Annotated in this window: 22 protein-coding genes and 1 pseudogene; 17 read left to right on the forward strand and 6 right to left on the reverse strand. The window is 74.1% G+C overall.

Going from position 1 to position 25,093, the window contains the following annotated elements:
• Positions 1 to 3: 3 nt before the first annotated feature.
• Positions 4 to 183 (forward strand): hypothetical protein, encoded by a 180-nt coding sequence (locus IH54_RS0132070; RefSeq protein ID WP_031523700.1) that lies wholly within the window; start codon positions 4 to 6, stop codon positions 181 to 183.
• A gap of 249 nt (positions 184 to 432) precedes the next feature.
• Positions 433 to 561, forward strand: coding sequence for an LPFR motif small protein (locus IH54_RS46340; protein WP_267965250.1), 129 nt, complete (start codon positions 433 to 435; stop codon positions 559 to 561).
• A gap of 14 nt (positions 562 to 575) precedes the next feature.
• Here IH54_RS46340 and IH54_RS45865 read toward each other — a convergent pair whose 3' ends face one another.
• Entirely contained in the window at positions 576 to 740 is a 165-nt protein-coding gene (locus IH54_RS45865; protein WP_159012204.1) for a hypothetical protein, read from the reverse strand.
• Between the two features lie 541 nt (positions 741 to 1,281).
• Here IH54_RS45865 and IH54_RS42080 point away from each other — a divergent pair.
• The 4 genes from IH54_RS42080 (at position 1,282) to IH54_RS0132100 (ending at position 9,550) form a co-directional block, all read left to right on the forward strand.
• Positions 1,282 to 1,746, forward strand: coding sequence for a hypothetical protein (locus IH54_RS42080; RefSeq protein ID WP_031523703.1), 465 nt, complete (start codon positions 1,282 to 1,284; stop codon positions 1,744 to 1,746).
• 370 nt (positions 1,747 to 2,116) lie between these two features.
• The gene (locus IH54_RS0132090) at positions 2,117 to 3,706 is read left to right on the forward strand and encodes an FAD-dependent monooxygenase (protein WP_031523705.1); all 1,590 of its coding nucleotides are present in this window, start codon (positions 2,117 to 2,119) and stop codon (positions 3,704 to 3,706) included.
• Positions 3,707 to 3,891: 185 nt separating this feature from the next.
• Positions 3,892 to 5,724 carry a cholesterol oxidase substrate-binding domain-containing protein gene (locus tag IH54_RS0132095; protein ID WP_031523707.1) on the forward strand — a complete coding sequence of 611 codons (1,833 nt, stop codon included), beginning with the start codon at positions 3,892 to 3,894 and terminating at the stop codon, positions 5,722 to 5,724.
• Positions 5,725 to 6,214: 490 nt separating this feature from the next.
• Positions 6,215 to 9,550 carry a choice-of-anchor D domain-containing protein gene (locus IH54_RS0132100; RefSeq protein WP_159012206.1) on the forward strand — a complete coding sequence of 1,112 codons (3,336 nt, stop codon included), beginning with the start codon at positions 6,215 to 6,217 and terminating at the stop codon, positions 9,548 to 9,550.
• 187 nt (positions 9,551 to 9,737) lie between these two features.
• On the opposite strand, the gene IH54_RS40520 is transcribed toward IH54_RS0132100, so the two are convergent.
• Entirely contained in the window at positions 9,738 to 10,451 is a 714-nt protein-coding gene (locus tag IH54_RS40520) for a Clp protease N-terminal domain-containing protein (protein WP_043182891.1), read from the reverse strand.
• Complete coding sequence (locus IH54_RS0132110) at positions 10,451 to 10,672, reverse strand: helix-turn-helix domain-containing protein (RefSeq protein WP_031523713.1); 222 nt, start codon at positions 10,670 to 10,672, stop codon at positions 10,451 to 10,453. The genes IH54_RS40520 and IH54_RS0132110 overlap by 1 nt, the downstream gene beginning before the upstream one ends.
• Positions 10,673 to 10,832: 160 nt before the next feature.
• On the opposite strand from IH54_RS0132110, the gene IH54_RS0132115 reads away from it, so the two are divergent.
• Positions 10,833 to 11,564: a phosphotransferase family protein gene (locus tag IH54_RS0132115; protein ID WP_031523715.1), complete on the forward strand. Its 732-nt coding sequence runs from the start codon at positions 10,833 to 10,835 to the stop codon at positions 11,562 to 11,564.
• Between the two features lie 228 nt (positions 11,565 to 11,792).
• On the opposite strand, the gene IH54_RS0132120 is transcribed toward IH54_RS0132115, so the two are convergent.
• Complete coding sequence (locus IH54_RS0132120) at positions 11,793 to 12,566, reverse strand: SDR family NAD(P)-dependent oxidoreductase (protein ID WP_031523717.1); 774 nt, start codon at positions 12,564 to 12,566, stop codon at positions 11,793 to 11,795.
• A 94-nt stretch (positions 12,567 to 12,660) separates the two neighbouring features.
• On the opposite strand from IH54_RS0132120, the gene IH54_RS0132125 reads away from it, so the two are divergent.
• From IH54_RS0132125 to IH54_RS47275, 4 genes and pseudogenes are all read left to right on the forward strand, one after another.
• Complete coding sequence (locus tag IH54_RS0132125; RefSeq protein ID WP_043182894.1) at positions 12,661 to 13,482, forward strand: helix-turn-helix domain-containing protein; 822 nt, start codon at positions 12,661 to 12,663, stop codon at positions 13,480 to 13,482.
• Between the two features lie 276 nt (positions 13,483 to 13,758).
• Positions 13,759 to 14,109: pseudogene (locus tag IH54_RS48175) on the forward strand (helix-turn-helix domain-containing protein); the annotation flags it as partial.
• Positions 14,110 to 14,342: 233 nt separating this feature from the next.
• Positions 14,343 to 14,768, forward strand: coding sequence for a BlaI/MecI/CopY family transcriptional regulator (locus tag IH54_RS0132135; RefSeq protein WP_052398112.1), 426 nt, complete (start codon positions 14,343 to 14,345; stop codon positions 14,766 to 14,768).
• Positions 14,769 to 14,907: 139 nt separating this feature from the next.
• Positions 14,908 to 15,966: a M56 family metallopeptidase gene (locus IH54_RS47275; RefSeq protein WP_052398113.1), complete on the forward strand. Its 1,059-nt coding sequence runs from the start codon at positions 14,908 to 14,910 to the stop codon at positions 15,964 to 15,966.
• Here IH54_RS47275 and IH54_RS0132145 read toward each other — a convergent pair.
• Positions 15,908 to 16,714: a hypothetical protein gene (locus IH54_RS0132145; RefSeq protein ID WP_107060318.1), complete on the reverse strand. Its 807-nt coding sequence runs from the start codon at positions 16,712 to 16,714 to the stop codon at positions 15,908 to 15,910. The genes IH54_RS47275 and IH54_RS0132145 overlap by 59 nt on opposite strands.
• Before the next feature lie 240 nt (positions 16,715 to 16,954).
• Here IH54_RS0132145 and IH54_RS0132150 point away from each other — a divergent pair, with 240 nt between their 5' ends.
• Genes IH54_RS0132150 through IH54_RS0132165 form a run of 4 tightly spaced genes read left to right on the forward strand, consistent with a single transcriptional unit; the run spans position 16,955 to position 20,859 of the window.
• The gene (locus tag IH54_RS0132150; protein ID WP_031523731.1) at positions 16,955 to 17,905 is read left to right on the forward strand and encodes an ABC transporter ATP-binding protein; all 951 of its coding nucleotides are present in this window, start codon (positions 16,955 to 16,957) and stop codon (positions 17,903 to 17,905) included.
• Entirely contained in the window at positions 17,902 to 18,744 is an 843-nt protein-coding gene (locus IH54_RS0132155) for an ABC transporter permease (protein WP_031523733.1), read from the forward strand. The genes IH54_RS0132150 and IH54_RS0132155 overlap by 4 nt, the downstream gene beginning before the upstream one ends.
• 28 nt (positions 18,745 to 18,772) lie before the next feature.
• Entirely contained in the window at positions 18,773 to 20,194 is a 1,422-nt protein-coding gene (locus IH54_RS0132160) for a sensor histidine kinase (RefSeq protein WP_031523735.1), read from the forward strand.
• Positions 20,191 to 20,859 carry a response regulator gene (locus IH54_RS0132165; protein ID WP_031523737.1) on the forward strand — a complete coding sequence of 223 codons (669 nt, stop codon included), beginning with the start codon at positions 20,191 to 20,193 and terminating at the stop codon, positions 20,857 to 20,859. Before IH54_RS0132160 ends, IH54_RS0132165 begins: the two co-directional genes overlap by 4 nt.
• Here IH54_RS0132165 and IH54_RS0132170 read toward each other — a convergent pair.
• Positions 20,847 to 21,281, reverse strand: coding sequence for an ATP-binding protein (locus tag IH54_RS0132170; RefSeq protein WP_031523740.1), 435 nt, complete (start codon positions 21,279 to 21,281; stop codon positions 20,847 to 20,849). The genes IH54_RS0132165 and IH54_RS0132170 overlap by 13 nt on opposite strands.
• Positions 21,282 to 21,415: 134 nt before the next feature.
• Here IH54_RS0132170 and efeU point away from each other — a divergent pair, with 134 nt between their 5' ends.
• Entirely contained in the window at positions 21,416 to 23,446 is a 2,031-nt protein-coding gene (efeU, locus tag IH54_RS0132175) for an iron uptake transporter permease EfeU (protein WP_031523742.1), read from the forward strand.
• A gap of 127 nt (positions 23,447 to 23,573) precedes the next feature.
• A complete protein-coding gene (gene efeB, locus IH54_RS0132180) occupies positions 23,574 to 24,893 on the forward strand; it encodes an iron uptake transporter deferrochelatase/peroxidase subunit (RefSeq protein WP_031523744.1) in 1,320 nt (439 codons plus the stop codon).
• Positions 24,894 to 25,093 lie beyond the last annotated feature (200 nt).

Here is a 25,093-nt window from a genome sequence, read left to right on the forward strand (position 1 = left end):
GCTGTGACCGGGAGGGTTCACCGGCTTGCGACGCCCGGCACGGCACCTCGCTGCGTTGCCGCATCGACCGAGCAGGCCCACTACGAGGCCGAGGCGGCGCGGTCCGAGGCGGACCCGTCGGACGTGGACGGCCGGGCGCGGGACGGCTACGACGACGTGCGGAGCTTCCTGAACCTGTGGTGATGCCGCGTGTCGCGTTGCAGGTCAGGCTGCGTTGACCCTGCTCGACCCCGGACCGCTCCGCCCCCCCGTCCTACCCAGGGGCACGCGGGCAGGTGCCGTGAGCCGCGGCCGTCGTCACGAATCGCGGGTAGCGGCCGGGCGATGAACGATCGCACTCATGGACGCGAGCGGGCGGGGTAGCCGCATGGAGGCAGGGGACCGGCCCGGGACCGCCGGGCGGCCCCGGCCAGGAGAAGGGGAGTGGGTTCGATGCTCACCGCCATGGCGGACGTCCTGAAAGCCGTCGGCCACGCGATCGCGACCGTCGTCACGCTGCCGTTCCGCGCGGTGGCCCGCCTCTTCGGCGGCGCGGCCGACACCGCTCACGGCCACCACTGAGGTCGCCGCGCCCCTCACGCGGAGGGCGGCGGGTCGCGGAGCCACTGCGCGAACGCCGCGCGCATCAGCCGGTCCTCGGCGGCCCGGCCCGGGTGCTCCACATGCCCGGCGGCGAGGGCGAGCCGGGCCTTCGGGCCGGTGAGCGCGCGGAACACCGCGAACTGCCCGACCGGGGGCACGACGGGATCGGGGCGCGGCGGCGACCAGTACGGGACGGGTGACGCGGGCCGCCGCGGTGGCCGCGTCGAAGGAGGCGGCCGTCCCACGCACCGACGGATCGGCCCGTACGGCGAGCCGCACCGCCTCGCCGCCGCCCGCACAGGGCGTACGCAGCCGCTCCCGCGGACGGTCCGGTGGTGCCGCTGGACTTCTCCCGTGCCCAGCTGCTGCCGCTGCCTGCGGGCCGGGTGCCGCAGTTCACCTTGACGGTGGATGTGTCGGCGCCGACGACGTTGCGGGTGGAGGTCCGTACCGGCTGCGGCCCCGAGGACTACACCCCCGACACGGTGCTCGCCGCCCAGGACGTCGAACTCGCCCCGGGGCAGGACCAGGCGGTGAAGATCGATGCGGACGCGGTGCTGGACCGGCCCCGCTACGTCTTCGTGACCGTTCTGCGCAACGACCACGTGACGGTCCGCACCACGGAGGCCAGGGTGACGGGGCTGTTGGCGGTGCGGAACGCTTCCGCGCAGGACGCCGACCCCGCTGTCGGCCGGCCCCGTGTTCTGGACGCCCGAGCGCCGCCCGGACGGCCGCAATCTCGCCCTGACGATCGACCCGCCGCTGCGCGCCTGGCCCGTAGAGTCCTTGCGCACGGGCCACGCCCGCCCGACCGACCGCCCCAACGCCTGGGCCGCCGCCCCGCACGACCCCCGCCCCGCCCTGCACCTGCGCTGGCCCGAACCGCGGCGGATCTCCCGCGTCCACCTGGCCTTCGACACCGACCACGACCACGCGATGGAGTCGGTTCTGGGGGACCACACCGAACGCGCGGTCCCCTTCTGCGTCCGTGACTACACCCGGCGCGCCTCCGGCCACGTCATCGCCGAGCGCCGGGACAATCACCAGACCCGCAACGTGATCGTGCTGGACGAGCCGGTGACCACCGACGACCTGTCGCTGGAGATCCCCGCCCCCCACGGCGACGTCCCGGCATCGGTCTTCGAGGTCCGCTGCTACGGCTGACGGCACGCCGGCTGCACGTCGGAGGCGCGGCAGAGCAGCGCTGTACGAGACGAGGATCCGCAGCCACCAACGGCTGGACCTCGCAGGACAAGACGGAAGTGCCCGGACCCGAGGGGGCACTTCACGTTGGGCCTCCCCAACGTCGTCATCACCGTCCGTCACCGCTGGAGGGGACGGCGTCGCACCGGGCCGGCTGCCGGGCCGAGGAAGGGCATGAAGACGCTCTGCAGGACCCGGCAGGAGAAGCCGCTCTCGTTGCACTGCATCACCCGCGTGCATCACCCGCGTGCATCAGCCGGGTGGCTCCGCCGTCCGTACCGGATCAGCATGGGGTGTACGGCTCTTTCGCCCAGGATGCCCTGGAGGTCCGATGCCCGTGGCGGACGCCGAGGCGGAGGTGCTGGTCGTCGGGGGCGGGCCGGTCGGGCTCACCGCCCGTGCCCTGCTCGAACGCTGGGGCGTGCGGGTGGTGCTGGCCGAGAAGCACCGCGCGCTGTCGCCCTTCCCTCGGTCCCGGCTGGTCAACCTGCGGTCGATGGAGATCTACCGCCGGCTCGGCCTCGCCGCCGGCATCGCCGCTGCGGCGCTCGCGCCGGAGTACGGTCGCGTCCGCTTCCGTGACACCTTCCGGGACCCCGACTACGCCACCGATGCGATGGTGGGGATCGACGCGCCGGTGCCCGAGAGCCCGGTGACCGGAGTGGTCACCTCGCAGGACCGGCTGGAACCTGTCCTCATCGGTGCGGCCGGGGGCCCGGTGCACTTCGGCGCCGAACTGGTGGGGCTGACACAGGAGGCGGACGGCGTCGTGGCGCTGCTCGCAGGCGGCGGCGGGCCGTCGCGCGTGCGGGCCCGCTACGTGGTGGCCGCCGACGGGGCGAACTCCACCGTCCGGGATCTGCTGGGTATCGGCACCACCGGCCCCGGCGCGATGGGGGGCTTCACCACCGTCGTGTTCGACGCCGATCTCGGCCGCTGGTCGGACGGCCGCCCGGCGGGCGTCTACTTCACCGCGCAGGGCATGTTCGCCCCGCTCTACCCCGAGGGCGGCTGGGCGTGGTTCGTCCCCACGCCCGACGGCGCCGGGCAGGCCGACTGGCCCGGCCTCCTCACGCGTGCCCTCGGGACCGGCGACGAGGTGCGGGTCGAGGTGTCGAGGGTGGGGCACTGGGTGATGAACGCCTTCGTCGCCGACCGGCTGCGGCACGGCCGGATCCTGCTGGCCGGCGACGCCGCGCACGCGATCCCCATCGTCGGCGGCCTCGGCATGAACGCCGGCATCGCCGACGTGCACAACCTGTGCTGGAAGCTGGCAGGCGTGCTGCACGGCTGGGCGGGGCCGGACCTGCTGGACAGCTACCCGGCGGAGCGGCACCCCGTCGCCCACCGGACGCTCCGGCAGGCGGTGGCCAACACCCGGCTCCTGCTCCGGGTGCAGGACCGGCGGCGCGAGCAGCGCAGCACCGGCCGGGCGCCGGACCGCCTGGAACTGCCCTGGTCCGAGCAGTACTTCGCACAGCTCGGCCTCGTCCTCGGCCCCACCTACCGCTCCGGCGCCGTCCTCGGCGACTGCGGTTCCGCGCCCGGACCGCCGCCCGGCGCGTCCGACGGGTCCGGCAGGTCCGAGGAAGGGGCCACCCGCTACGTCCCCACCGCGGACCCCGGCCGCCGGATGCCGCACCTGTGGCTGGCGCCCGGCCGCTCCTCGCTCGACGCCGTGGGGGAGTGGTTCACACTGCTGACCCCCGATCCCGGCCGGTGGGCGGACCTGGCAGCCGCCCCGTGGCCGATCCGTGTCGAGGCCCTCCCCGGCCGGCACGCGGAGTTCTGCGGCCTGCGCCCGCACGGAGCACTCCTCGTCCGGCCCGACGACCACGTGGGTGCCCGCTGGCGCGACGGTCCGCCGACCGCCGCCGGCTTCCGCCGCGCGCTCGCCGGGATGAACGGCGCACACCCCTGAGGCGCCCATCACGCCGGACACGCCTTTTACACGACAGGAGCGCTCCGGGAGGGACAGTTCGCGGGATGACCACTCGATCACGTGAATTGCGCGAACGCACGGCCGTGGCGTCCCTCGCCGATAAGTAACGTGCGAGCGCGAGCGACCCGGCAGCGCCGGTCCGGCGCAGGGGAGGGGTGGCGGGGATGGCGGACGATCCTTCGGACCAGGGTGGGGCCCTGTCGCGGCGCAGGCTGCTCGCGTCGTCGGCCGCCGCGGGCGGTGCGGTCTGGCTGCTGCGGGGGCTGGTCCGGCCGGGCAGTGCCCACGCGGCCGCGGGACCGCCGCCCGGTCTGCCGGCCGGGCTCGACGTCTACCAGCGCGCCTACGAGAACTGGGCCGGCGAGATCCGCACCGACGAGTTGTGGACGTGCGCACCGCGCACTCCCCAGGAGGTCCTCGACGTCGTCAACTGGGCGTACGGCGCCGGGTGGACCGCCCGCGCGCAGGGCCGGCGGCACGGCTGGGCCCCGCTCACGGTGGCCGACGGCACACTCGCCGCGACCCGCGTCATCCTGCTGGACACCACCGCGCACCTGACCGCGATGACAGTGGATGAGCAGGCGGCGGACGGCTCCGCCACCGTCCGCGTCCAGGCCGGCGCCTCGCTGGAGGCGCTGCTCGCGTTCGCCGGCACCGGCGGATACGGGGTCACCGCCGCGCCGGCGCCCGGCGACCTCTCGGTCGGCGGCGCACTCGCCGTCGGCGCGCACGGCACCGCCGTCCCCGCGGCCGGCGAGACCCCGTCACCGGGCCACGGCTACGGCTCGCTGAGCAACCTGGTCACCGAGCTGACCGCGGTCGTGTGGGACGGCGGCGCCGGCCGCTACGTCCTGCGGACTGTCGGCCGGGCCGAACCCGACTGCGACGCGCTCCTCACCCACCTCGGCCGCTCGCTCGTCACCGAGGCCGTCCTGCGGGTGGGCGCCGACAGCAACCTGCGCTGCCGGTCCTACCTGGACATCCCCGCCACCGAACTGTTCGCCGCCCCCGGCGCTCCGGCCGGCACCCGGACCCTGGCCGGGTTCGTGGACGCCGCCGGCCGGGCGGAGGCGATCTGGTTCGCCTTCACCGACAAGCCCTGGCTGAAGACCTGGACCGTCACCCCGGACAGGCCCCTCGCCGCCCGTGCCGTCTCCGAACCGTACAACTACCCCTTCTCCGACTCGATCCCCGAGCCGGTGGCCCGGCTCGCCGGGGACCTGGTCTCCGGGGCCTGGGCGAGCGCGCCGCTCTTCGGGCAGGTCCAGTACCTGCTGGCCAAGGTCGCGCTGACCGGCGACATCACCGACGTCCTACTCTCGGGGACGCTCGTACAGGACGTGCTGACCGGGGACGTGCTCACCCACCTGCTGGCGGACGGGCTGCGCTCGGACCTGTGGGGTGCCTCCCGCAACCTGCTGGAGTACGTGCGGCCCACCACCCTGCGCGAGACCGCCAACGGCTACGCCGTCCTCGTCCGCCGCGCCGATCTGCAGTGGGTGGTCAGCCGGTTCGCCGATTTCTACCGCACGCTCCTCGCGCAGTACGCGGCCCGCGGCGAATACCCGGTCAACGGCCAGGTGGAGATACGGGTGACGGGTCTGGAGGACCCTTCCGCGTGCGGCGTCCCCGGTGCGCGACCCCCGCTGCTGTCCGCCCTGCGGCCGCGTCCCGACCGGCCGGACGCCGACACCGCCGTGTGGATCGACATCCTCTCCCTGCCGGCGACACCCGCCCTGCCCCGCTTCTACCGTGAGGTCGAGCAGTTCCTGCTGGCCCTGGACGGGGACCGGGCGACCGTCCGCGTGGAGTGGTCCAAGGGCTGGGCCTACACCGAGACCGCCGCCTGGTCGGACCAGGACGTCCTCACCGGCGCCATCCCCGCCTCGCACCGCGCGGGCGGCGGCCCGGGGTGGGACGAGGCGGTCGCGGTCCTCGGCCGGCTCGACCCGCACCACGTGCTGTCCACCCCGTTCCTCGACGCGCTGCTGGGCTGACTGCCGGGCCGGGTGGTCGGCCAAACGACGGAACCGGGACAGCCGCAGAACAGATCGGGCCACCCGGCCCCGCGCCCCGTGGTCAGGACGCTGTGGCGCCGGATGCGTTGTCCCGGGCAGGGGACGATCGTGCGGGCGCCGGCGGCGACTCCACGCCGAGCACGGCCCTGCTCGCAGGCCGGCTGCGGACGTCCGTAGTCACCGCCGAGGCCTCCCGGGCCGTAGCGGATCCGGAACCTCACGCGTAACAGCCCGGCCTCCGCGGTGAACCGGGGATGTCCGGCGGCCAAGGGCCGGCCGAAGCCTGGACCCGCATTCGGCGAACAGCTGGGATCACACCGAACTTCGCGCGTACGTAGGCCAGTTATGTGCTTGCATGCAGCACGTTGCGGCCCCTGTGCCGCGGCCCCTCACGTGGTCGGCGAGGCACTTCGTGGCGGGATGGCGTGGGGGATCTCAGGGATTCATGGGGACTCAGGAGGGGGATTCCTTGGCAACGTCCAGGGGGGAATCCGGCGCCACCCGTGGCGCGCGCAGACGCACGTGGCGGCGCCGCACGGCGCTCGCCGTCACATCCGCGGTGGCCGCGGGCCTGATGGGCTTCGGCGGCGTTCCGCAGTCAGCTCAGGCGAGTGAGACGACCGGCTCGCAGGACGACCTGCGGACCGGCTGGGACCAGGTCGAGCCGGACCTCGGCCCGAGTGACGTGCGGTCCTCGTCCTTCGGGCAGCTCTGGAAGGCTCCGGCGCAGCTCGACGGGCAGATCTACGCGCAGCCGCTCGTCGTGGGCGGCACGGTGGTCGTGGTCACCGAGAACAACGTCGCCTACGGCCTCGACCGCACCACCGGCGCCGTGCAGTGGAAGCGCACGTTCGGGCCCGCGTGGCCGGCGTCCACGCTCAACTGCGGCGACCTCGCGCCGACCGTCGGCAGCACCGCCGCACCGGTGTACGACGAGGCCGGCGGCGCGGTCTACCTCACCACCAAGGTGAACGACGGGTCCAGCACGCTGAACCCGCACTGGTACATGCACGCGATCGACCCGGTCACGGGCGCGGAGAAGCCGGGCTTCCCCGTGACGATCCAGGGTGCGCCCTCGAACGACCCCAAGCAGCCCTTCCTGCCGGCGTACGAGATGCAGCGGCCCGGCCTGCTGCTGCTCGGCGGCGTCGTGTACGCCGCGTTCGGCGGACACTGCGACGCCCAGCCGTACCGCGGCTACGTCGTGGGCGTGAGCACGGCCAATCCGTCGGTGACCTCGATGTGGGCGACGGAGACCGGCGCGAGCAACAGCGGCGCCGGCATCTGGCAGTCCGGCGGGGGCATCGTCTCGGACGGCCCCGACCGGATCTTCGTGGCCACCGGCAACGGCGTGAGCCCGGCGCCCGGCGTGGGCACCTCGCCGCCCGGCACGCTCGCGGAGTCCGTCGTACGGCTCCAGGTGCAGGCCGACAAGAGCCTGAAGGCTGCCGACTTCTTCAGCCCGTCCAACGCGCCGACCCTGGACCAGCAGGACACCGACCTGGCCTCCGGCGGCCCCGTCGGCCTCCCGGACAGCTTCGGCACCGCCTCGCACCCGCATCTGATGGTGCAGCAGGGCAAGGACGGCCGCGTCTTCCTGCTGGACCGCGACCACCTCGGCGGCCGCTCGCAGGGCGCGGGCGGCACCGACGCCGTGGTGGGGACCACCGGACCGCTCAAGGGCCAGTGGGGCCACCCCGGCGTCTGGGGCGGCGACGGCGGCTACGTCTACCTCGTCGGCAACAACGGCTCACTGACCGCGCTGCACCGCGGCGTGACCAGCGCCGGCAATCCCGCGCTGAGCGTGGCCGGGTCCAGCCAGGACACCTTCCCGTACACCAGCGGATCGCCCGTGGTGACCTCGGACGGCACGAGCTCGGGCAGCGCCCTGGTGTGGGTGGTCCGGTCGGGCGGCCCGACCGGCGTCAACGCAGAGCTGCGCGCGTACGGCGCGGTCCCGGACGGGAACGGCGTGCTCCCGCTGGTGTGGTCCGCGCCGATCGGCACCGCGCCGAAGTTCGCCACCCCGGCCACCGACGGCGGGCAGGTCTTCATCGGCACGCGGGACGGCAAGGTCTACGCCTTCGGCAACCCGGCGGCCAGCCCGCTCAAGGGAGGCCCGGCGGAGTTCGGACTCGTGCCGGTGGGCGGCTCGGCGGCCGGCGACGTCGTGCTGACGGAGAACCAGAACCCGTCCCACGACCTGACGATCAGCAGCGCCACCGTCGACGGCCCGTTCACCGCCGACACTTCGTCGCTGCCGCTCAAGGTCCCGGCCGGCGGGCAGGTTTCGCTGCCCGTGACCTTCAAGCCCACCGCGGTCCTGGGCGCGAGCGGCACGCTCACCCTGGCCACGGACGCGGGCAGCTTCGCCCTGAGCCTGCACGGCGTCGGTACGAAGCCGGGCCTGGCGGCGTTCCCCGGCACGGTGTCCTTCGACAGCCAGCCGACCGGCGCCGCGGCGACTGCGAACGTCCAGGTGACGAACACCGGCACCGAGCCCGAGACCATCACCGGCGTGACCCCGCCGACGGGGCCGTTCACGGCCGACAACCTGCCGAGCGCCGACCCCGCGAACCCGACCGTGATCCCGGCGCAGGGCTCGATCGTCGTCCAGGTCGGCTACGCCCCGACGGCGACCGGTGACCACGCCTCTTCGATCACCCTGACCAGCACCAGCGGCCCGCTCACGATCCCGATCGACGGCACCGCGATCACCGGCCAGGGCCACCTGACGCTCACCCCGTCGACCCTGTCCTTCGGAGGCGTGGTCCACGACACGTCGAGCACCAAGTACTTCACGATCACCAACACCGGGAACATCCCGGTGACGATCACCAAGGCGAAGGCGCCGGCCGGTGTGTTCACCAGCTCCGACCCGCTGCCCGAGGGCCTGGTCATCGGCCCCGAGCAGAGCGTCCGGCAGACGGTGACGTTCTCGCCGACCGCGATCGGCACGCAGACGTCCACGTACGAACTGACGGGCGACGCCGGGCAGGGCGCGCAGCTGGAGCAGCTCACCGGTGTCGGCGTGCCGCCGCCGTCCGAGCTCGGCACACTGCTGGCACGGGACAACTCCGGCGCGCTGTGGCAGTACCACGGCACGGGTGTGGCGGCGGCTCCGCTGGCCACGCGTTCCTTGATAGGCCAGGACTGGGACCTGTACGACACCTTCACCAGCGTCAGCCGTGAGATGTCGGACGGTACGGGTACGGTCGTCGGCCGCGACGCGTCGGGCACGCTGTGGTTCTACCAGGGCACCGGCAATCCGAACGCGCCTTTTGCCCCTCGTACGCAGGTGGGTCCCGGCTGGAGCGGCTACAGCTCCCTGGTCGGCACGGGTGACCTGAACGGGGACGGCAAGGCCGACCTCATCGCGCGGGACTCGTCCGGGACGCTCTGGCTCTACCAGGGCACCGGCAACGCCGCGTCGCCTTTCCAGGCCCGCACGTCGATCGGTCCCGGCTGGAGCGGCTACAGCTCCCTGGTCGGCACGGGTGACCTGAACGGGGACGGCAAGGCGGACATCGTGGCGCGGGACTCGTCCGGGACGCTCTGGCTCTACCAGGGCACCGGCAACGCCGCGTCGCCTTTCCAGGCCCGCACGTCGATCGGGTCGGGATGGAACACCTACAACGCCATCGCTGCATCCGGCGACGTGACCGGTGACGGCAGGCCCGACATGGTCGGCCGCGACGCCGCGGGCACGCTCTGGCTCTACCAGGCGACCGGCAACGCCGCGTCCCCCTTCCTGACCCGTACGGTCATCGGCTCGGACTGGGAGATCTACAACGCGCTGATCTGAGCGCTCTTCCTGCAGCGGTGGGCGGTGCCGTTTCCGGCGCCGCCCACCGCTGCGTGCGCGCCCTCCGGCCCCGGAAAGTGGCCTGGCGGACCCTGTGCCATGACGTGTCAGCAGGCGTCGTCCGGAGCGGATGAGACAGGCCCTGACCTGGAGTTGGGGGGAATCGGCGGTTCGGCAGGGAGCGGGATCAGCTCGCCTTCCGGTAGCGGGCGACGATCGCGGCGCGCAACGCCGGGGCGGAGGCGTCGAGTGCCGACAGTACGGAACGCACCGGCCCGCCGTTCACGGACAGGAGGCCGAGAGCGAGGTGCTCGATGCCGATGTGGTTGTCGTGCCTGGCCTGCGCCTCGCGGACGGCGTTCGCCAGACTCTCCTTGGCACGAGGGGTGAACGGGATGTGGCCGGTGGGGCGAGCACCGGGGGTCTGCCGGCGACCGGTGGGGGTGGGGGCCGGTGCCGTGAGGACGGCGCGTCCCGCGCGGCGGCGTCGGCGCCAGTGGGGTACGAGGCCGGGGGGCACCGCGCGGCGGGGGTTCAGCCGGGACGGGGAGGACTCCCTGTGGACGGCTCGGTCGGCCCGGGCGAGGGCTTCGGGTCCGAAGGACTCCTCGATTTTGGCGCGCACGGTGTCGAGATCGATCCCGATGGAAGCCAGCGCGTCCCGGTTGAGGGTGCCGAACAGGCGGGAGCCGACCCCCGGTCCGACCTGACGGGCGATCTCGTCCTCGACGTGCTGCGGGGTGACGCCGTGCTCACGCAGAACGGCGCTCGCCGGCTGGTCGGTGGAAACGATGGCGAGCAGCAGGTGCTCGCAGCCCACGAAGTTGTGTCCGAGCCGGCGCGCGTGCTCCTGGACCTGGACCACGACGGTGCGGGCGTCCGGGGCGAAGCGTTCGAACATCATCGCCTCCCGATGAGCCGGCCGTACTTGCGGTGCACGGTCTGCTTGGTGACGCCGAGGCGTTCGGCGATGTCCTGCCAGGACCATCCCAGCTTCCGCGCGTTCTCGACTTGGAGGATCTCCAGCCGTTCGGTGAGTTCCCGTAGGGCGGCCACTGCGCGGAGCCCGACATCTGGGTCGTTGCTGGCGGCACCCTCGGCGATTGCGAGTGTGCTTTCCATGCTCGTCAGCATATGCTGACGAACGAGAGTGTGTCAACATATGCTGACGAAGTGCGCCGGTCGAACGACAGCGAAGTTCTCCTGCCGGTCGGCGTCGGTAGAACCCTTCACCGGTGCCGCCACCGGAGACCGACCGGTGGTCGTCACGCAGGATGCAGCCATGGAAAACGAAGTGCCGTTGTCCGGAGGACGCATCACCCCGGGCGTGGTCAGGGTCGGCAACACCGTCCGGAGGCCGGCCACCGTGTCGTCCTCGTTCGTCGCCGAACTGCTCGGTGACCTCCGGCGGAAGGGCTTCACCGGCGCTCCGCGTCACCTCGGGTTCGACGGGGCCGGTCGGGAGATCCTCACCTACCTTCCCGGCCAGGTGCCCGCCCGGTTCAGGCGCTGGACCGATCCCCAGGTGGCTGCCGCCGGCTCCCTGCTCCGCGCCTTCCACGACGCGACCCGCGGCAGCGGCCTGGCCGGCCGGCACCCCGTGGTGTGCCACCACGACCCGGGACCGAACAACACGGTCTTCGCGGACGACGTGCCCGTCGCCTTCATCGACTTCGACACCGCTGCCCCCGGCGATCCCCTCGAGGACCTCGGCTACATGGCGTGGACCTGGTGCATCTCCTCCAAGCCCGACGCTCCGCCCGCTGTCGTCCAGGCCGCACAGGTACGCGTCCTCGCTGACGCGTACGGGCTCGACGCCACCTCCCGCTCCTGCCTCGTCGATGCCGCCCTCGACCGCCAGACCCGAAACGCCCGGTGGTGGCGCAGCCACCTTGCGGGCCCTTCGCCGCACGTCGCCGACGACCACGAGATCGCCGGGCGAGTCCGGTGGTCGGAGCGGGAGTACGCCTACACCTCGGCCAACCGCACGACCTTCGACACAGCGCTGGACTGAGAATCCGGCGCTCTGGCGAGCCTCCGACCTGTGCGATCACATGTCGACGACATGAACCCGCGCTCGTCGACGTTCGATGGCACGCGGTCAAGGTCCGGTGACGCGGGACACCAGCTCGCCCGAGACGGGGACCAGGTCATCGGCGATGGGGCAGGCGCGTGCTGACCGGCGGCGCCGCGCGGGCGGGCGGTGCCGGCCGGGGGTCGGGCACTCGGGCGGGCGGGCGGTTCAGGTGAAGGTGCGCACTGCGGTCAGGCCGCCGTCGACGGGCAGCGTCACACCGGTCACGTACGAGGCGCGGTCGCTGAGCAGCCAGGCTGCCGCCTCGGCGAACTCCGCCGGCTCCGCCACCCGGCCGAGCGGGGTGGCGCGCGCGACGGCGGCCGCGAACTGCGGGCCCGTGGCGAAGAACGCCTCGGTGGCGGAGGTGCGCGCGACACCCGGCGCGATGGCGTTGACCCGGATGCCCTGCGCCGCGTAGTCGGCGGTGGCCGCCTTCACCAGCCCGGTCATGCCGTGCTTGGCGGCCTGCTGCGTGCCGTCACCGAAGCCGCCGACCAGCGCGCCGACGCCGGTGTTGAGGACGACGGAACCGCCCCCGCCGGCCGCGGCCATTGCCCGCAGCTGCGCGCGCAGGCACAACCAGGTGCCGCGCAGGTTGAGCGCGTGGACCTCGTCCCAGGTGTCCTCGTCCCGGTCGGCGAGCGGGGCGGGCACGGGCCCGGCGCCGGCGTTGTCGAAGGCCGCGTCCAGCCGCCCGTACGTCTCGATCGCCGCCGTCACCGGGCGCTGCGCCCCCTCCGCGGTCGTCACGTCCGCCGTCACGGCCACCGCCTCGGCCCCGGCCGCGACGAGTTCGGCGGCGAGCGCGCCGACCTCCGCCCCGGTCCTGGCGGCCAGCACCAGCCGCGCGCCCTCCGCCGCGAACAGCCGGGCCGCCGCGGCCCCTATCCCGCGCCCCGCGCCGGTGACCACGGTGACCTTGCCCTGAAGAATTCCCATGCCCGCACCCTGCCTGCGCCGAGCACCGCCCACCATCGGCCAGGCCGGCCCAGGACCGCCCGGCCCCCGCACGGGCGGCCGTTACCGTAGGGCCATGGCCTACACGGTGCTGGGAGCGTTCCTGCGGGCCCGACGCGCCCGACTCACCCCCGCCGACGTCGGGCTGGAGGCGGGCGGACGGCGCAGGGCCCCGGGGCTGCGCCGCGAGGAGGTGGCGGCCAGAGCGGGCATCTCGCCCGACTACTACACGCGGCTGGAGCAGGGCCGCCCCCGCGTCCCGACCCCGGCGGTGCTGGATGCCCTCGCGCACGCCCTGCTGCTGGGTGATGCCGAGCGTGCGTACCTGCACACGATCGCGGTCCCCCGCCGGCCTCGCCCGGCCGGGGCACCCGGACCCGTCACCCCGGCTTCCCGGGCGATGCTCGACGCGCTGACCGGCACTCCCGCCTTCGTCACCGGCCCGCGGTTCGACCTGCTGGCCTGGAACCGGCTGGGCGGCGCGCTCATGGCGGGCCTGGCCGAACGCCCGCCGCACCAGCGCAATCTGCTGTGGCAGGTCTTCTGCTGCCCGCACGGCGCCGCCGCACCGGCCAACCGCGAGCCCGGCGGCTCGATCGGCGCGCAACTGGTGGCGGCCTTGCGCACCGAGTACGCCGGCCGGCCCGCGGACCCCGGCCTGGCGCGCCTGGTGGCCCGGTTGTCGGCGGAGAGCCCGGAGTTCGCCGCGCTGTGGGACATGCACCGCGCGGGCGTGCCGGGCGAGGGCGAGCTGCGGGTGGCGCATCCCCACCTCGCCGCGGACACCCTCCCGTACACCCTGCTGACGCTCCCGACGCCGGGCCACCGGCTCTTCGTCTGTCTGCCACCGCCGGGCGCCCCCGCCCCCTTCGACGCGCTGGCCGCGTCCGCGGCCTGACCGCCGTCAGCCCCCGGCCGCGGCGGCCGGGGGCTGACCCGCCCGGGAGCGCAACCGCGAGGCACGCCCGGTGGCCGAGCGCGGCGACGACGGCGAGGTTGCTCCGGGGGCGTGAGGGCCGCCGGGTCACCGGTCCGCCTGCTGTTCGTCGGTGACGTCGCGGACGGCGCCGGTCGCCCGCCGCCCGCGGCCGGTGATCTCCTCGGCCGCGTGGTGGACGGCGCGCCGTGGTCGAGGCGTTCGGCCCGCCGCACGGCGCGGTGGTGCCGGGGGAGCGCCGGCCTGGCCGATGTCAGCGTGGAGTACTACGCCAAGCTGGAACGCGGCAGCCTCGGCGGCGTCTCCCCGGCCGTCCTCGAAGCCGTCGCCCGCGCCCTCCAGTTCGACGACGCCGAACGCGCCCACCTGCTCCATCTGGCCCAGGCCGCGCACGGCTCCGACGTCCTCACCCGGCCCCGCTGCCGCACCAGCCGCACCTGGACGCCGCACCGCAGCCTGCAGTGGGTGCTGGACGCCGTCACCGCCGGGCCCGCCTTCGTCCGCAACGGGCGCATGGACATCCTCGCCGCCAACCACCTAGCCCGCGCCTTCTACACCGCCGAGCCCGGCTCGCCGTCCGAGGAGAGCCTGCGCCTGCTCGCCTCCTGGGCCGCCACTCAGGACGTCGGCCGTCCCGCGGAGCAAGGAGCCGGCTGACCACCCTGGCCGCGCTCCTCCGGCTGCTGGACCACTGCCAGGCGCGCGGCCTCTCCGCCGGTCCGCTGCGCGGGCACGGCACACCGCCCGTGGCGGGGTGGGCCGGCTGCCGGGGCAGCTCCCCGACCGGTAGTAGTCTGGTCCGATTGACGAGGGGCGGCGATGTGAGCGGGCAGGAGGGCGCGGCAGCCGGGCGACGCGCACCGGGCGAGCTGGAGAGCGAGGTGCTCGCGGCGCTGTGGGCGGCCGGTGAGCCGGTCGGCGTGGGGGCCGTACGCGAGCAGGTCGCGGGTGATCCGGCGTACACGACGGTGCTCACGATCCTGACCCGGCTGTACGACAAGGGGCTGGTCACCAGGACGCGCGCGGGGCGCGGCTACCTCTACTCGCCCGTGCGCGACGAGGCCGGGCATGCGGCGGCCGGGATGCGGGATCTGCTGGAGCGCGGCGGGGACCGTGCCGCGGTGCTGGCCCGCTTCGTCTCCGAGCTGCCCACCGAGGACGAGAAGCTGCTGGAGCAGCTCCTGCGCGACCACATGACGGGCCCGGACACCGGCGGCGCCACCCGCTCTCCGGGCACGCGGGACTGACCGTGGTGCGCACGGGCGGGCCCGCGGGATTCCCGCGCGATCCGGGACGGCGTCACGGCCGCACCGGCGGTGTGCGGGCGGCGCAGGCGCGGGCAGTGCGGACGCGGGCAGTGCGGACGCGCACGCGGGAGGTGCGGGCGTGAGCAGCATCAGGATCGGCCTGTGCGCGCCCCTGCTGGTCGGCACGCTCCTGGCGCTGGCAGCGCCGCGCTTCCGCGATCTGCTGCCGCCCCGGACGGCGGCGTGGCTGCTGCTGTCGGCCGCGGTTGTCTCGGCCGGGGTGTGGGCCGCGGGCCTGGCGATGATCGGCTCCACGCTCGTGGGCCAGATCCCCGAGGTGGCCGAGGCCGGGCGCTGGTCACCGCACGTGCTGGCCGCGCACGCCCCCTTCGACCGGCCGGTGGGCGCCGCGTGCGCGCTGGCGCTGGTCGGCTGCGCCGCCGCGATGGTCGTGGCATCGTGGCGCCGGGTCACCGTGCTGGTCGGCATGTGGCGCGAGTGCCGCGATCTGCCCGCCGCCGGGGACCTGACGGTCGTGGACGACCCCGCACCGGCGGCCTTCGCCCTGCCCGGGGCTCCCGGCAGGGTCGTGGTGTCCTCCGGCATGCTCCGTGCGCTCTCCCGGGACGAGCGGCAGGCGCTGCTGGCGCACGAGCGCGCCCATCTGCGGCACCGCCACCACGTCTTCCTGCTCGTCCTCCAGATCTGCGCGGCGGTGAACCCGCTGCTGCGCCCGCTGTGGAAGGCGGGCGCCTTCGCGCTGGAGCGCTGGGCCGACGAGGAGGCGGCCGACGTCGTGGGGGGCCGCCCGCTCGTCGCGCGGGCCATCGCCAGGGCGGCCCTGGCGGCCAAACGCGCGCCGGCGCAGGCGCTCGCGGCCACCTCCGGCCCGGTCCCGCAGCGCGTCGCGGCGCTGCTGGTACCCCGCCGGCCCGCCCGCCGTCGGCTGGTGGTCACCGTCGCGGCCCTCATGACGGCCTGCTGCGCCAGCACCGCCCTCGCCGCGCAGGACGTCGACGTCCTGTTCGACGCGGCCACCTCGCCGCCCCGCCCCGCCGCCGCCCGGCATCTGCCCGCCGCGGCTTGCACGCCGGTCGTCCCGGCGCGGGCCTGTCCCGGGGCGGACCGGGCCGGCCGCGTCAGGTCCGTACCGTCTCCAGCTGCTCGGCGGGCTCGGGCTGGACGTCCGATCGGCTGACCGCGAGGTAGGCGACCAGGGCGGCGATCAGCAGGGCGAGCACCAGCGCCACCGGGCCGTCGCCCCAACCGAGTCCGCTGCTGCTCCTGGGCTTGGCGAGCCCGTCGGCGATCGAGGCGCCGAGCGGGCGGGTGATGACGTACGCGGTCCAGAACGTCAGGACCGCGTCCCAGCGCAGCCAGTACCGGCCGGCCGCCGGGATCGTGATGAGGACGGCGAAGAGGACCGCCGAGGGGCCGTAGCCCAGGTGCGCGGTGACGGCGGTGAGGTCGCCGAGCGCCGTGCCCATGGCGAAGGTGGCCATGACGGCCGCCCAGTAGAAGGCCTCGCGCCGCGGCGTGTCGATGCTGTGCACGGACAGGGTCTTCTCGGTCGCCCGCCATGAGGCGAAGACGGCGGCCAGCGCGATCGCGTACACGAGGCTGGAGACGGCGTACGGGACGCCGACCGCGACGTGGACGACGTCGGCGGCCATGGTGCCGAACACGCCGACCCCGGCCACCGCGGACCAGTACGTCCAGGCCCGGTAGCGCGCGGCGCGGAACTGCGCCACCAGGGCGGCGAGGAAGGCCGCGAAGCCCAGCAGCACCGCGAGCGGAGGGGCCATCACGCCCACCAGGTAGTCGGACACCGACTCGCCCATCGCCGTCGACAGCCCCTTGACCAGCCAGAACACGGCGGTGATCTGAGGGACGCGCAGGGCGCCCGCGGTGGTGAGCCCGGGGCGGGAGTGGCGTGCGGAGGACATCACGGGGGGCTCCTTGCGGGGCGCGGTGACGGAGAGGGCCGCCGTCGGTCACACGGTCCGGCGTGATACTACAACTCGTAGGAGATGGTCGCGAACGGCCGCTCCCTGCGTAATACCGCGGTACCACGCGCGCCTGCGCGGTTCAGCCTCCGGTACCACGGAATCGCCGCGGCCGGGACCTAGCGTTGCAGGTGAGGCGCCGGCCCGCGGACGCCGAACCCCGACAGGAAGAGCGCGCCCATGATCGACGCACGAGAGCTGACCAAGCGCTACGGCGAGAAGACCGCCGTCGACGGCCTGGACTTCACCGTCAGGCCCGGCACGGTGACGGGCTTCCTCGGCCCCAACGGCGCGGGAAAATCCACCACGATGCGCATGATCGTCGGCCTCGACGCCCCCACCGGCGGCTCCGTCACGGTGAACGGCCGGCACTACGCGCAGCACCGCGCGCCGCTCCAGGAGGTCGGCGCCCTGCTGGAGGCGAAGTCGGTCCACCCGGGCCGGTCGGCGTACCGCCACCTCAAGGCACTCGCGCTGACGCACGGCATCCCGCAGCGCAGGGTCGACGAGGTCATCGAGATCGCCGGGCTCGGCAGCGTGGCGGGAAAGCGGGCCGGGGCCTTCTCGCTCGGCATGGGCCAGCGGCTCGGCATCGCCGCGGCGCTGCTGGGCGACCCGCAGACGGTGATGCTCGACGAACCCGTCAACGGGCTCGACCCCGAGGGCGTCCTGTGGATCCGCAACCTGCTGACCTCGCTCGCCGCCGAGGGCCGGACCGTCTTCGTCTCCTCGCACCTGATGAGCGAGGTCGCACTGGTGGCCGACCACCTGATCATCGTGGGCCGCGGACGGCTGCTGGCCGACACCACGGTGCAGGACCTCGTCCGCACGGCGGGCGGCGACACCGTGCAGGTGGCCTCGCAGGACCCGGCCGGGTTGCGGGACGTCCTGGCCGGTCCCGGCGTGGACGTCATCGGGCACATCGGCTCCGAGGAACTGCAGGTGACGGGTCTGACCGCACGGGAGATCGGCCTGAAAGCCGCAGAGCACGGGATCGCGCTGTTCGAGCTGAGCACCCGCCAGGTGTCGCTGGAGCAGGCCTTCATGGATCTGACCAGGGACGCCGTCGAGTACCACGGCTCCACCACAGGCAGCGGCACGACCGCCGAGCCCCTCGGGAGGACGGCATGACCACTCTCACCGCGACGGAGCAGACGCCGCCGCCCGCGGCCCCCGCCCGTCCCGCCTACCGGGTGACCGGGCGGCGGGTGCTGGCCTCGGAGTGGGAGAAGCTCTGGTCCCTGCGCTCCACCTGGATCACCCTCGGGCTCGGCCTGCTCTTCCTCGTCGCGTTCGGGCTGATCGCGTCCGGGCGGTACGAGTCCACGTACGGCTCCCCCCACATGGACCACGACTTCGCCTCGTCCACCGCCGTGAGCCTGTCGCTCTTCGGCAGCAACTTCGCCCAGCTGGCGCTCGGCGTCCTCGGCGTACTGGTCACCGCGGGCGAGTACTCCACCGGGATGATCCGCTCCTCGCTGGCGGCGGTGCCGCGCCGGCTGCCGGTGCTGTGGTCCAAGGCTGCCGTCTTCGGCCTGGTCGCGCTGGTCGTCGCCCTGGTGGGCGTGTTCGTCGCCTTCTTCTTCGGCAGCCGGATCGTCTCGGGCACACCCGCGGCCATGGGCTTCTCGCACGCCGGCGTCGTCCGCAGCCTGCTGGGCGCCGCGCTCTACCTCGGCCTGGTCGGCGTGGTCGGCACGGCGCTGGGCTCGCTGCTGCGTTCGGTGGCCGGCGGCATCTCCGTGCTCGTCGCCGCGCTCATGCTCGTCCCGGGCCTGGCCTCGCTGCTGCCCTCCTCGTGGCGGGACGACATCACCCGCTACCTGCCGAGCAACGCCGGGGAGTCGATGTTCACCCTGACCCACGACAGCACCAGCCTGTCGCCCGGCGCCGGCCTGCTGGTCCTCCTCGGCTGGACGGCGCTCGCCCTGGCCGGCGCCGCCTACCGGCTGCTGCGCAGCGACGTGTGACGGCGCGCACGATGAGAAGGTGCCCCTCATGACCTCCCGGGCCGCCCTCCCCGGCGCGCCCGCGGCAGCGGCCTTCCCGGCCGCTGCCGCGGGCGTCTCCGCCGTTTCCGTCCCCGCCGCTTCCGCGGGCGCCGTTTCCGTCCCCGCCGCTTCCGCGGGCACCGAAGCCGGCGCCGGCGCGGACCTGGGCGTGGCGGGGCCGCTGGTCGCCCGGCTGACCCGGGCCGGCCGGCGGCTGCGGCAGGCCGACCGGGCGCACCCTTGGGTGCTGGACACCGCGCTGCCGGTGCTGGTCTTCCTGGTGTTCTGCCTGCCCGATCTGCTGCACGGCGAGGACGGCGACGGGCCGCGCCGCTTCCGGCTGGCGTTCGCCCGGCTGCCTGTCGCCGGGATGCTCGCCCTCCAGGCCGGGCTCGTCGTACCGCTGCTGTGGCGGCGGCGCCGTCCGGCAGCGGCGTTCGGCGCCGTGACCGGCGTCTTCGTCCTCCAGTTCTGGCTGGGCGCGGCGCTGCGCGCGGACGTCGCGCTGCTCATCGCCCTGTACAGCCTCGCCCTGCACGGGCGGCTGCGGCAGCTGCCGTGGGCCTGCGGGGCCACGGCCGCCGCCATGGTGCTGGTCGCGGTGCGGGCGTCGGCCGCGGTGTCGGTCGGGGACGCGCTGTTCTTCCTGTTCAGCACGGCGACCGCGGCCCTGGCGCTCGGCCTCGTGGTGCGGGTCCGGCGGGCCCAGCTCGCCGGGTTGCGCGACCGCGCGGCCCGGCTGGAGGTCGAGCGGGACCAGCGCGGCCGGCTCGCCGCCGCCGCCGAACGCGCCCGGGTGGCCCGCGACATGCACGACATCGTCGGCCACAACCTGGCCGTCATCATCACCCTCGCCGACGCGGGAAGCTACGCCGGCGCCACCGCTCCGGAACGCGGCAGGGAAGCCCTCCACCTCATCGGCGAGACGGGCCGCCAGGCGCTCGGCGAACTGCGCCGCGTCCTCGGCGTCCTGCGGGAGGCCTCCGGCGGGACGCAGGACGGGCCCGAGTTGCACCCGCAGCCCGGCCTCGGCGACATCGGCGCCCTGTGCGACGGCGTGCGGGCCGCGGGCCCCGATGTCGTCTACCGCACCTCCGGCCCCGTAGAAGCCCTCGACAGCGGGGTGCAGCTCACCGTCTACCGCATCGCCCAGGAGGCTCTGACGAACTCCCTCAAGCACGCCGGAACCGGCACCCGGGTGAACCTGGAGATCGTCGCCGAGCCCTCCCGGCTGACCCTCAGGGCCCGGGACACCGGCGCGGGCGGCGACGCCCGCGGACGCGGTCCGGCGAAGGAGGAGGGCCACGGCCTGGTGGGTATGCGCGAACGCGCCGCCCTCTACCGGGGAAGCCTCAGGGCGGGCCCCGAGGGCCCGGGCTGGACCGTCGAGGCCGTTCTCGACCTCACCCCGCTGGACGGTGCGGGATGACGACCGTGCTCATCGTGGACGACCAGCCGCTCCAGCGCTACGGCTTCCGGCTGCTGCTCGGCTCCGTCCCCGGGACGGAGGTCGTGGGCGAGGCCGCGCACGGCGCCGAGGCCGTCCGCCTGGCAGCCGAGCTCCGCCCCGACGTCGTCCTGATGGACGTCCGCATGCCGGGCCTGGACGGTATCGAGGCCACCCGGCGGATCACCGCCACGGGCGACCGCTCCCGCGTCCTGGTGCTGACCACCTTCGACCTCGACGAGTACGTCCACGCGGCCCTGCGCGCCGGGGCCAGCGGCTTCCTCCTGAAGGACGCCCGCCCCGAGGAACTGCTCTCCGGTATCCGCGCCGTAGCCGCCGGTGACGCCGTGATCGCCCCCGCCCTCACCCGCCGCCTGCTCCGCGACTTCGCGCATCTGGCACCGCCCCGCCCCGGCGGCCCCGGCGCGGGCCGGGGACTGGACTCCCTCACCGACCGCGAACGGGAGATCCTCGTCGCCGTCGGCCAGGGCTGGAACAACGCCGAGATCGCCTCCCACTTCGTCCTGTCGGAGTCGACGGTGAAGACGCACGTCGGTCGGGTCCTCGCCAAGATCGGGGCGCGCGACCGCATCCAGGCCGTGATCTTCGCCTACGACCACGGACTGGCACACCCTCACACCGAGTGAGCCGCAGCCCCCGGCGCCCGGGGGAGGGTGATGACGAAGTGCGCGCCTCCCAGGGGGCCGGGGGCCTCGGACACGGTGATGCCGCCGCCCGCGTTCCTGGTCAGGCGGCGGGCCAGGGCGAGGCCGAGGCCCGCTCCGCCGTGGCCGTCGGAAGGGTCGGCCCGGCGGCCGGCCTCGAAGACCCCGGCACCCAGAGGGGCGGGGACGCCGGGGCCGTCGTCGCTGACATGGACCTGTGTTCCACCGGGAGCCGAAACGCACTCCACGAGAATCTCGCGCCGGGCGTACCTGCCGGCGTTGTCGAGCAGCGGGCTGAGGATGCGTTCGAACAGCGCCGCCGGGACATCGGCGGCGACGGCGTGTCCGACGACGGTGACCGGCACCGCGTCCGGCGCGGCCTCGGACCGCGCGCCCTCGGGCACCGGCGACAAGCGCTCCGGGCCGCGCCGGAACCTCCCGCAGGACCTTCGTCGACACGACTGTAGACCCCGCTGCTAAGGTTTGCCTTAGCTAACAGGTCGGCGTTCGGCTGAACCGGTCCGGGGAGGGCACCTTCATGTGGGACAACATGTTCCCCAACTTCCTTATCGGCCTGCGGGAAGGCCTTGAGGCAGGGCTTGTTGTCTCGATCCTGGTGGCCACCCTGGTCCGCGGCGGCAACAAGGAACGGCTGCCCCAGGTGTGGACCGGCGTTGCCGCCGCGGTCGGCTTGTCGCTCAGCTTCGGTGCGGTGCTGACGTTCAGCTCGCAGCAGATGGCCACCACCGCCCAGGAGGCTTTCGGCGGCTTCCTCTCGGTGGTCGCGGTGGCCTTCGTCACCGTGATGATCTTCTGGATGCGCCGGAACGCGCGCAATCTGTCCGGGGAGATCAAGGAGAAGGTGGCAGCCGCGCTCACCATGGGCGCCGGCGCGCTGGTCGTCACGAGTTTCCTCGCGGTCGGCCGCGAGGGACTGGAGACCGCGCTCTTCCTGTGGACCAACGCGCAGACCGCGCACGGGTCCAGCGCCGGGCCGCTGCTCGGCGGCGCGATCGGCCTCGTGCTGGCGACCGGACTGTGCCGGGGGCTCTACACGCGCGTCCTGAAGATCAACCTGACCAGGTTCTTCACCTGGACCGGCTTCGGGCTGATCGTCATCGCGGCCGGCGTGCTCGGTTACGGCCTTCGCGACCTCCAGGAGGGCAAGGTCCTGCCGGGCGGTGGCTCGTACCTGGTGGACGTCTCCGCGCACGTCGACGCGACCTCGTGGTACGCACAGCTCGTACAGGGAGTGCTCAACCTCACCACGCAGATGACGTGGCTTCAGGTCGTGGCGTACGTGGTGTACCTGGCCGTGGTCATGAGCCTGTTCGTGCGTGGGCTGCGGGCCGCGCCCGCGGCGGCGAAGCCGGCGGCCGCCGCGGCGCCCGCGGGCGTGGTCGCCGCCCGGCGTGTGCCGCGCTGGACCGTACCGGTCGCCGTCCTCGCCGTCCCGGCCGTCGCCGCCGGCGTCGTCATCGCCGCGTCCGGCGGGAAGAAGCCGGCAGCCTCGACCGTGAGCGTGTCGGAGACGGCCTGCGGCGAGGGTTTCACGGCCCCGCAGCCCGGCCGCCAGACGTTCCGCATGCACAACACCGGCGACAAGGCGTCCGAGGTCTACCTCATCGACCCGGCCAGCAATGCGGTGTACGGCGAGATCGAGGGTCTGGCCCCCGGCACCACCCGCGACCTCGTCGCCACCGTCGGCAGCGGCGCGTACGCCTGGCGCTGCGTGCCGACCGGCGGCAAGGCGGTGACCTCCGCGACGGTACGGGTCAGTGGCGGCGGCTCCGCCAAGCCCGTGCTTCCGCTCGCCGCCACGGAGCTGGAACCGCCGCTCGCCGCGTACCGGACGTACGTGGACGCCGGGCTCGGCAAGCTCCGGACGCAGACCGCGAAGCTCGCCGCCGACCTCGAGGCCGGGGACCTCGGCGCGGCCCGGACCGACTGGCTGACCGCGCACCTCACGTACTCCTCGCTCGGCGCGGCCTACGGCACCTTCGCCGACTTCGACGCGAAGATCGACGGCCGCAAGGACGGCCTTCCCGGCGGCGTCACCGACCCGGACTTCACCGGCTTCCACCGCATCGAGTACGGCCTGTGGCACGGGCAGTCCGCAGCGGCCCTGCGCCCCTTCGCCGACCAGCTCGACAAGGACGTGACCGGGCTGCACAAGGCGTTCCCCACGCAGGACTTCGACCCGTCCGACCTGCCGCTGCGCAGCCACGAGATCCTGGAGAACACCCTCCAGTTCGAGCTGACGGGCGGCACCGACCAGGGCAGCGGCAGCAACCTGGCCACCGCCGACGCCAACCTGGCCGGCACCCGCGAACTGCTGGACGTACTGCGCCCGCTGATCACCCGCCGGGCGCCGCAACAGCTCGTAGTCATCGACGCCGACATCGCACGACTGCAGCGCCTGCTCGACGCCGCGCACCACGGCGCCGCGTGGACGCCGGTCGAGAAGCTGGACTCGACGGCACGGCAGAAGATCAACGGTGCGACCGGGCAGCTACTGGAGGACCTGGCACCGGTGCCCGACCTCCTCGAGGTCCGGAAGTCCGCGTGACGAGCAACCCCCTCCGCCTGCCACCACGCCCGTCGCGGCCCTGCAGGCGACCGACCGGCCGACCCGCGCCGCACACCCGCCTGCCAGCCAGCACCCCGCCCCGCCCCGCCCCGAAGGGAAGCCTCCCATGTCCGCCGACTCCCCCCGCCCTGAAGGGCACGAGGCCCCGGCCGTACCGCAGGGCGCCTGCCCGACGGGCGCAGGACGCCGGTCCTTCGTGAAGACCGCGTTCGGCGCGGGAGCCGGCGCGGCCGCGCTGGCCGGCGGCGGCTTCGCACTGACCTCGGCGACGGGCAGCGGCACCGCCCGCGCGTCGGACTCCGCCGTACCGGGCCGCGCCCCCGCCGTCCCCTTCCACGGCGTGCACCAGGCGGGCATCACCACCCCCGCCCCGGCCGCGGCCACCTTCGTCTCGTTCGACGTCATCGCCGACAACCGGGCGGAACTCGCCGACCTGCTGCGTACGCTCACCGACCGGGCCCGCTTCCTGACCGCCGGCGGCACACCTGCCGACCTCGGTGTCGGCGCCCCGCCCTCCGACAACGGCATCCTCGGCCCGACGGTCCCCGCCGACGCCCTCACCGTGACCCTCGGCGTCGGCGCGTCCCTCTTCGACGACCGTTACGGCCTGGCCGCCGCCAAGCCGCGACGCCTCGGCCCCATGCGGGTCTTCCCCAACGACAACCTCCAGGCCGCCGAGTGCCACGGCGACCTCTCGCTGCAGATCTGCGGCGGCAGCACGGACACCGTGCTGCACGCCCTGCGCGACATCGCCCGCCACACCCGCGGGGCGATGCAGATCAAGTGGCGCATCGACGGCTTCCAGAACGCCCCGCGCCCCACCGGAGCACAGCGCAACCTGCTCGGTTTCAAGGACGGCATCGCCAACCCCGACGTGTCCTCCACCAGGGAGATGGACCGTCTGGTGTGGGTCACCGACGGCCTCGGCGAACCCTCCTGGGCCACCGGCGGCAGCTACCAGGTCATCCGGATCATCCGGATGCTCGTGGAGTTCTGGGACCGCGTCTCCCTCACCGAGCAGGAGAAGATGTTCGGCCGCCGCAAGGACACCGGCGCACCCCTGGACGGCGCCCAGGAGACCGACCCCCCCAACTACTCCAAGGACCCCGACGGCAACGCCATCCCGCTGGACGCCCACATCCGCATGGCCAACCCGCGCACGGCCAGGACCGACGACTCCCGCATCCTGCGCCGCGGCTTCAACTACGACCGCGGCGTCGACTCCGTCGGCAACCTCGACATGGGCCTGGTCTTCTGCTGCTACCAGCAGGACGTCGTGCGGCAGTTCGAGGCCGTGCAGACCCGCCTCGTCGACGAACCACTCGTCGACTACATCTCCCCGGTCGGCGGTGGCTACTTCTTCGTCCTCCCCGGCGTCCACGACACGCGCGACTGGTGGGGACGAGGGCTGCTCGATGCGGGCTGATGCCCGTCGGCAGTCACGAACCGTCTCGTAGCAGGGCCGCGATGCGAGGGCATCGTCCCGGCCGAGCTGCGTGTCGCGGTCCCACCGGAGGTACCCGAGCCGGTCCGCGTGCCGGAAGGCATCACGCACCTGGAGTTCCGCCGGCAGAACCGACTCCGCGGGACCCCGCACGACTACCGGCGAGCCGCGTGACCGGCCCG

Origin of the sequence: Streptomyces sp. NRRL F-5123 (assembly GCF_000721495.1) — a bacterium.
Lineage (GTDB): Bacteria > Actinomycetota > Actinomycetes > Streptomycetales > Streptomycetaceae > Actinacidiphila.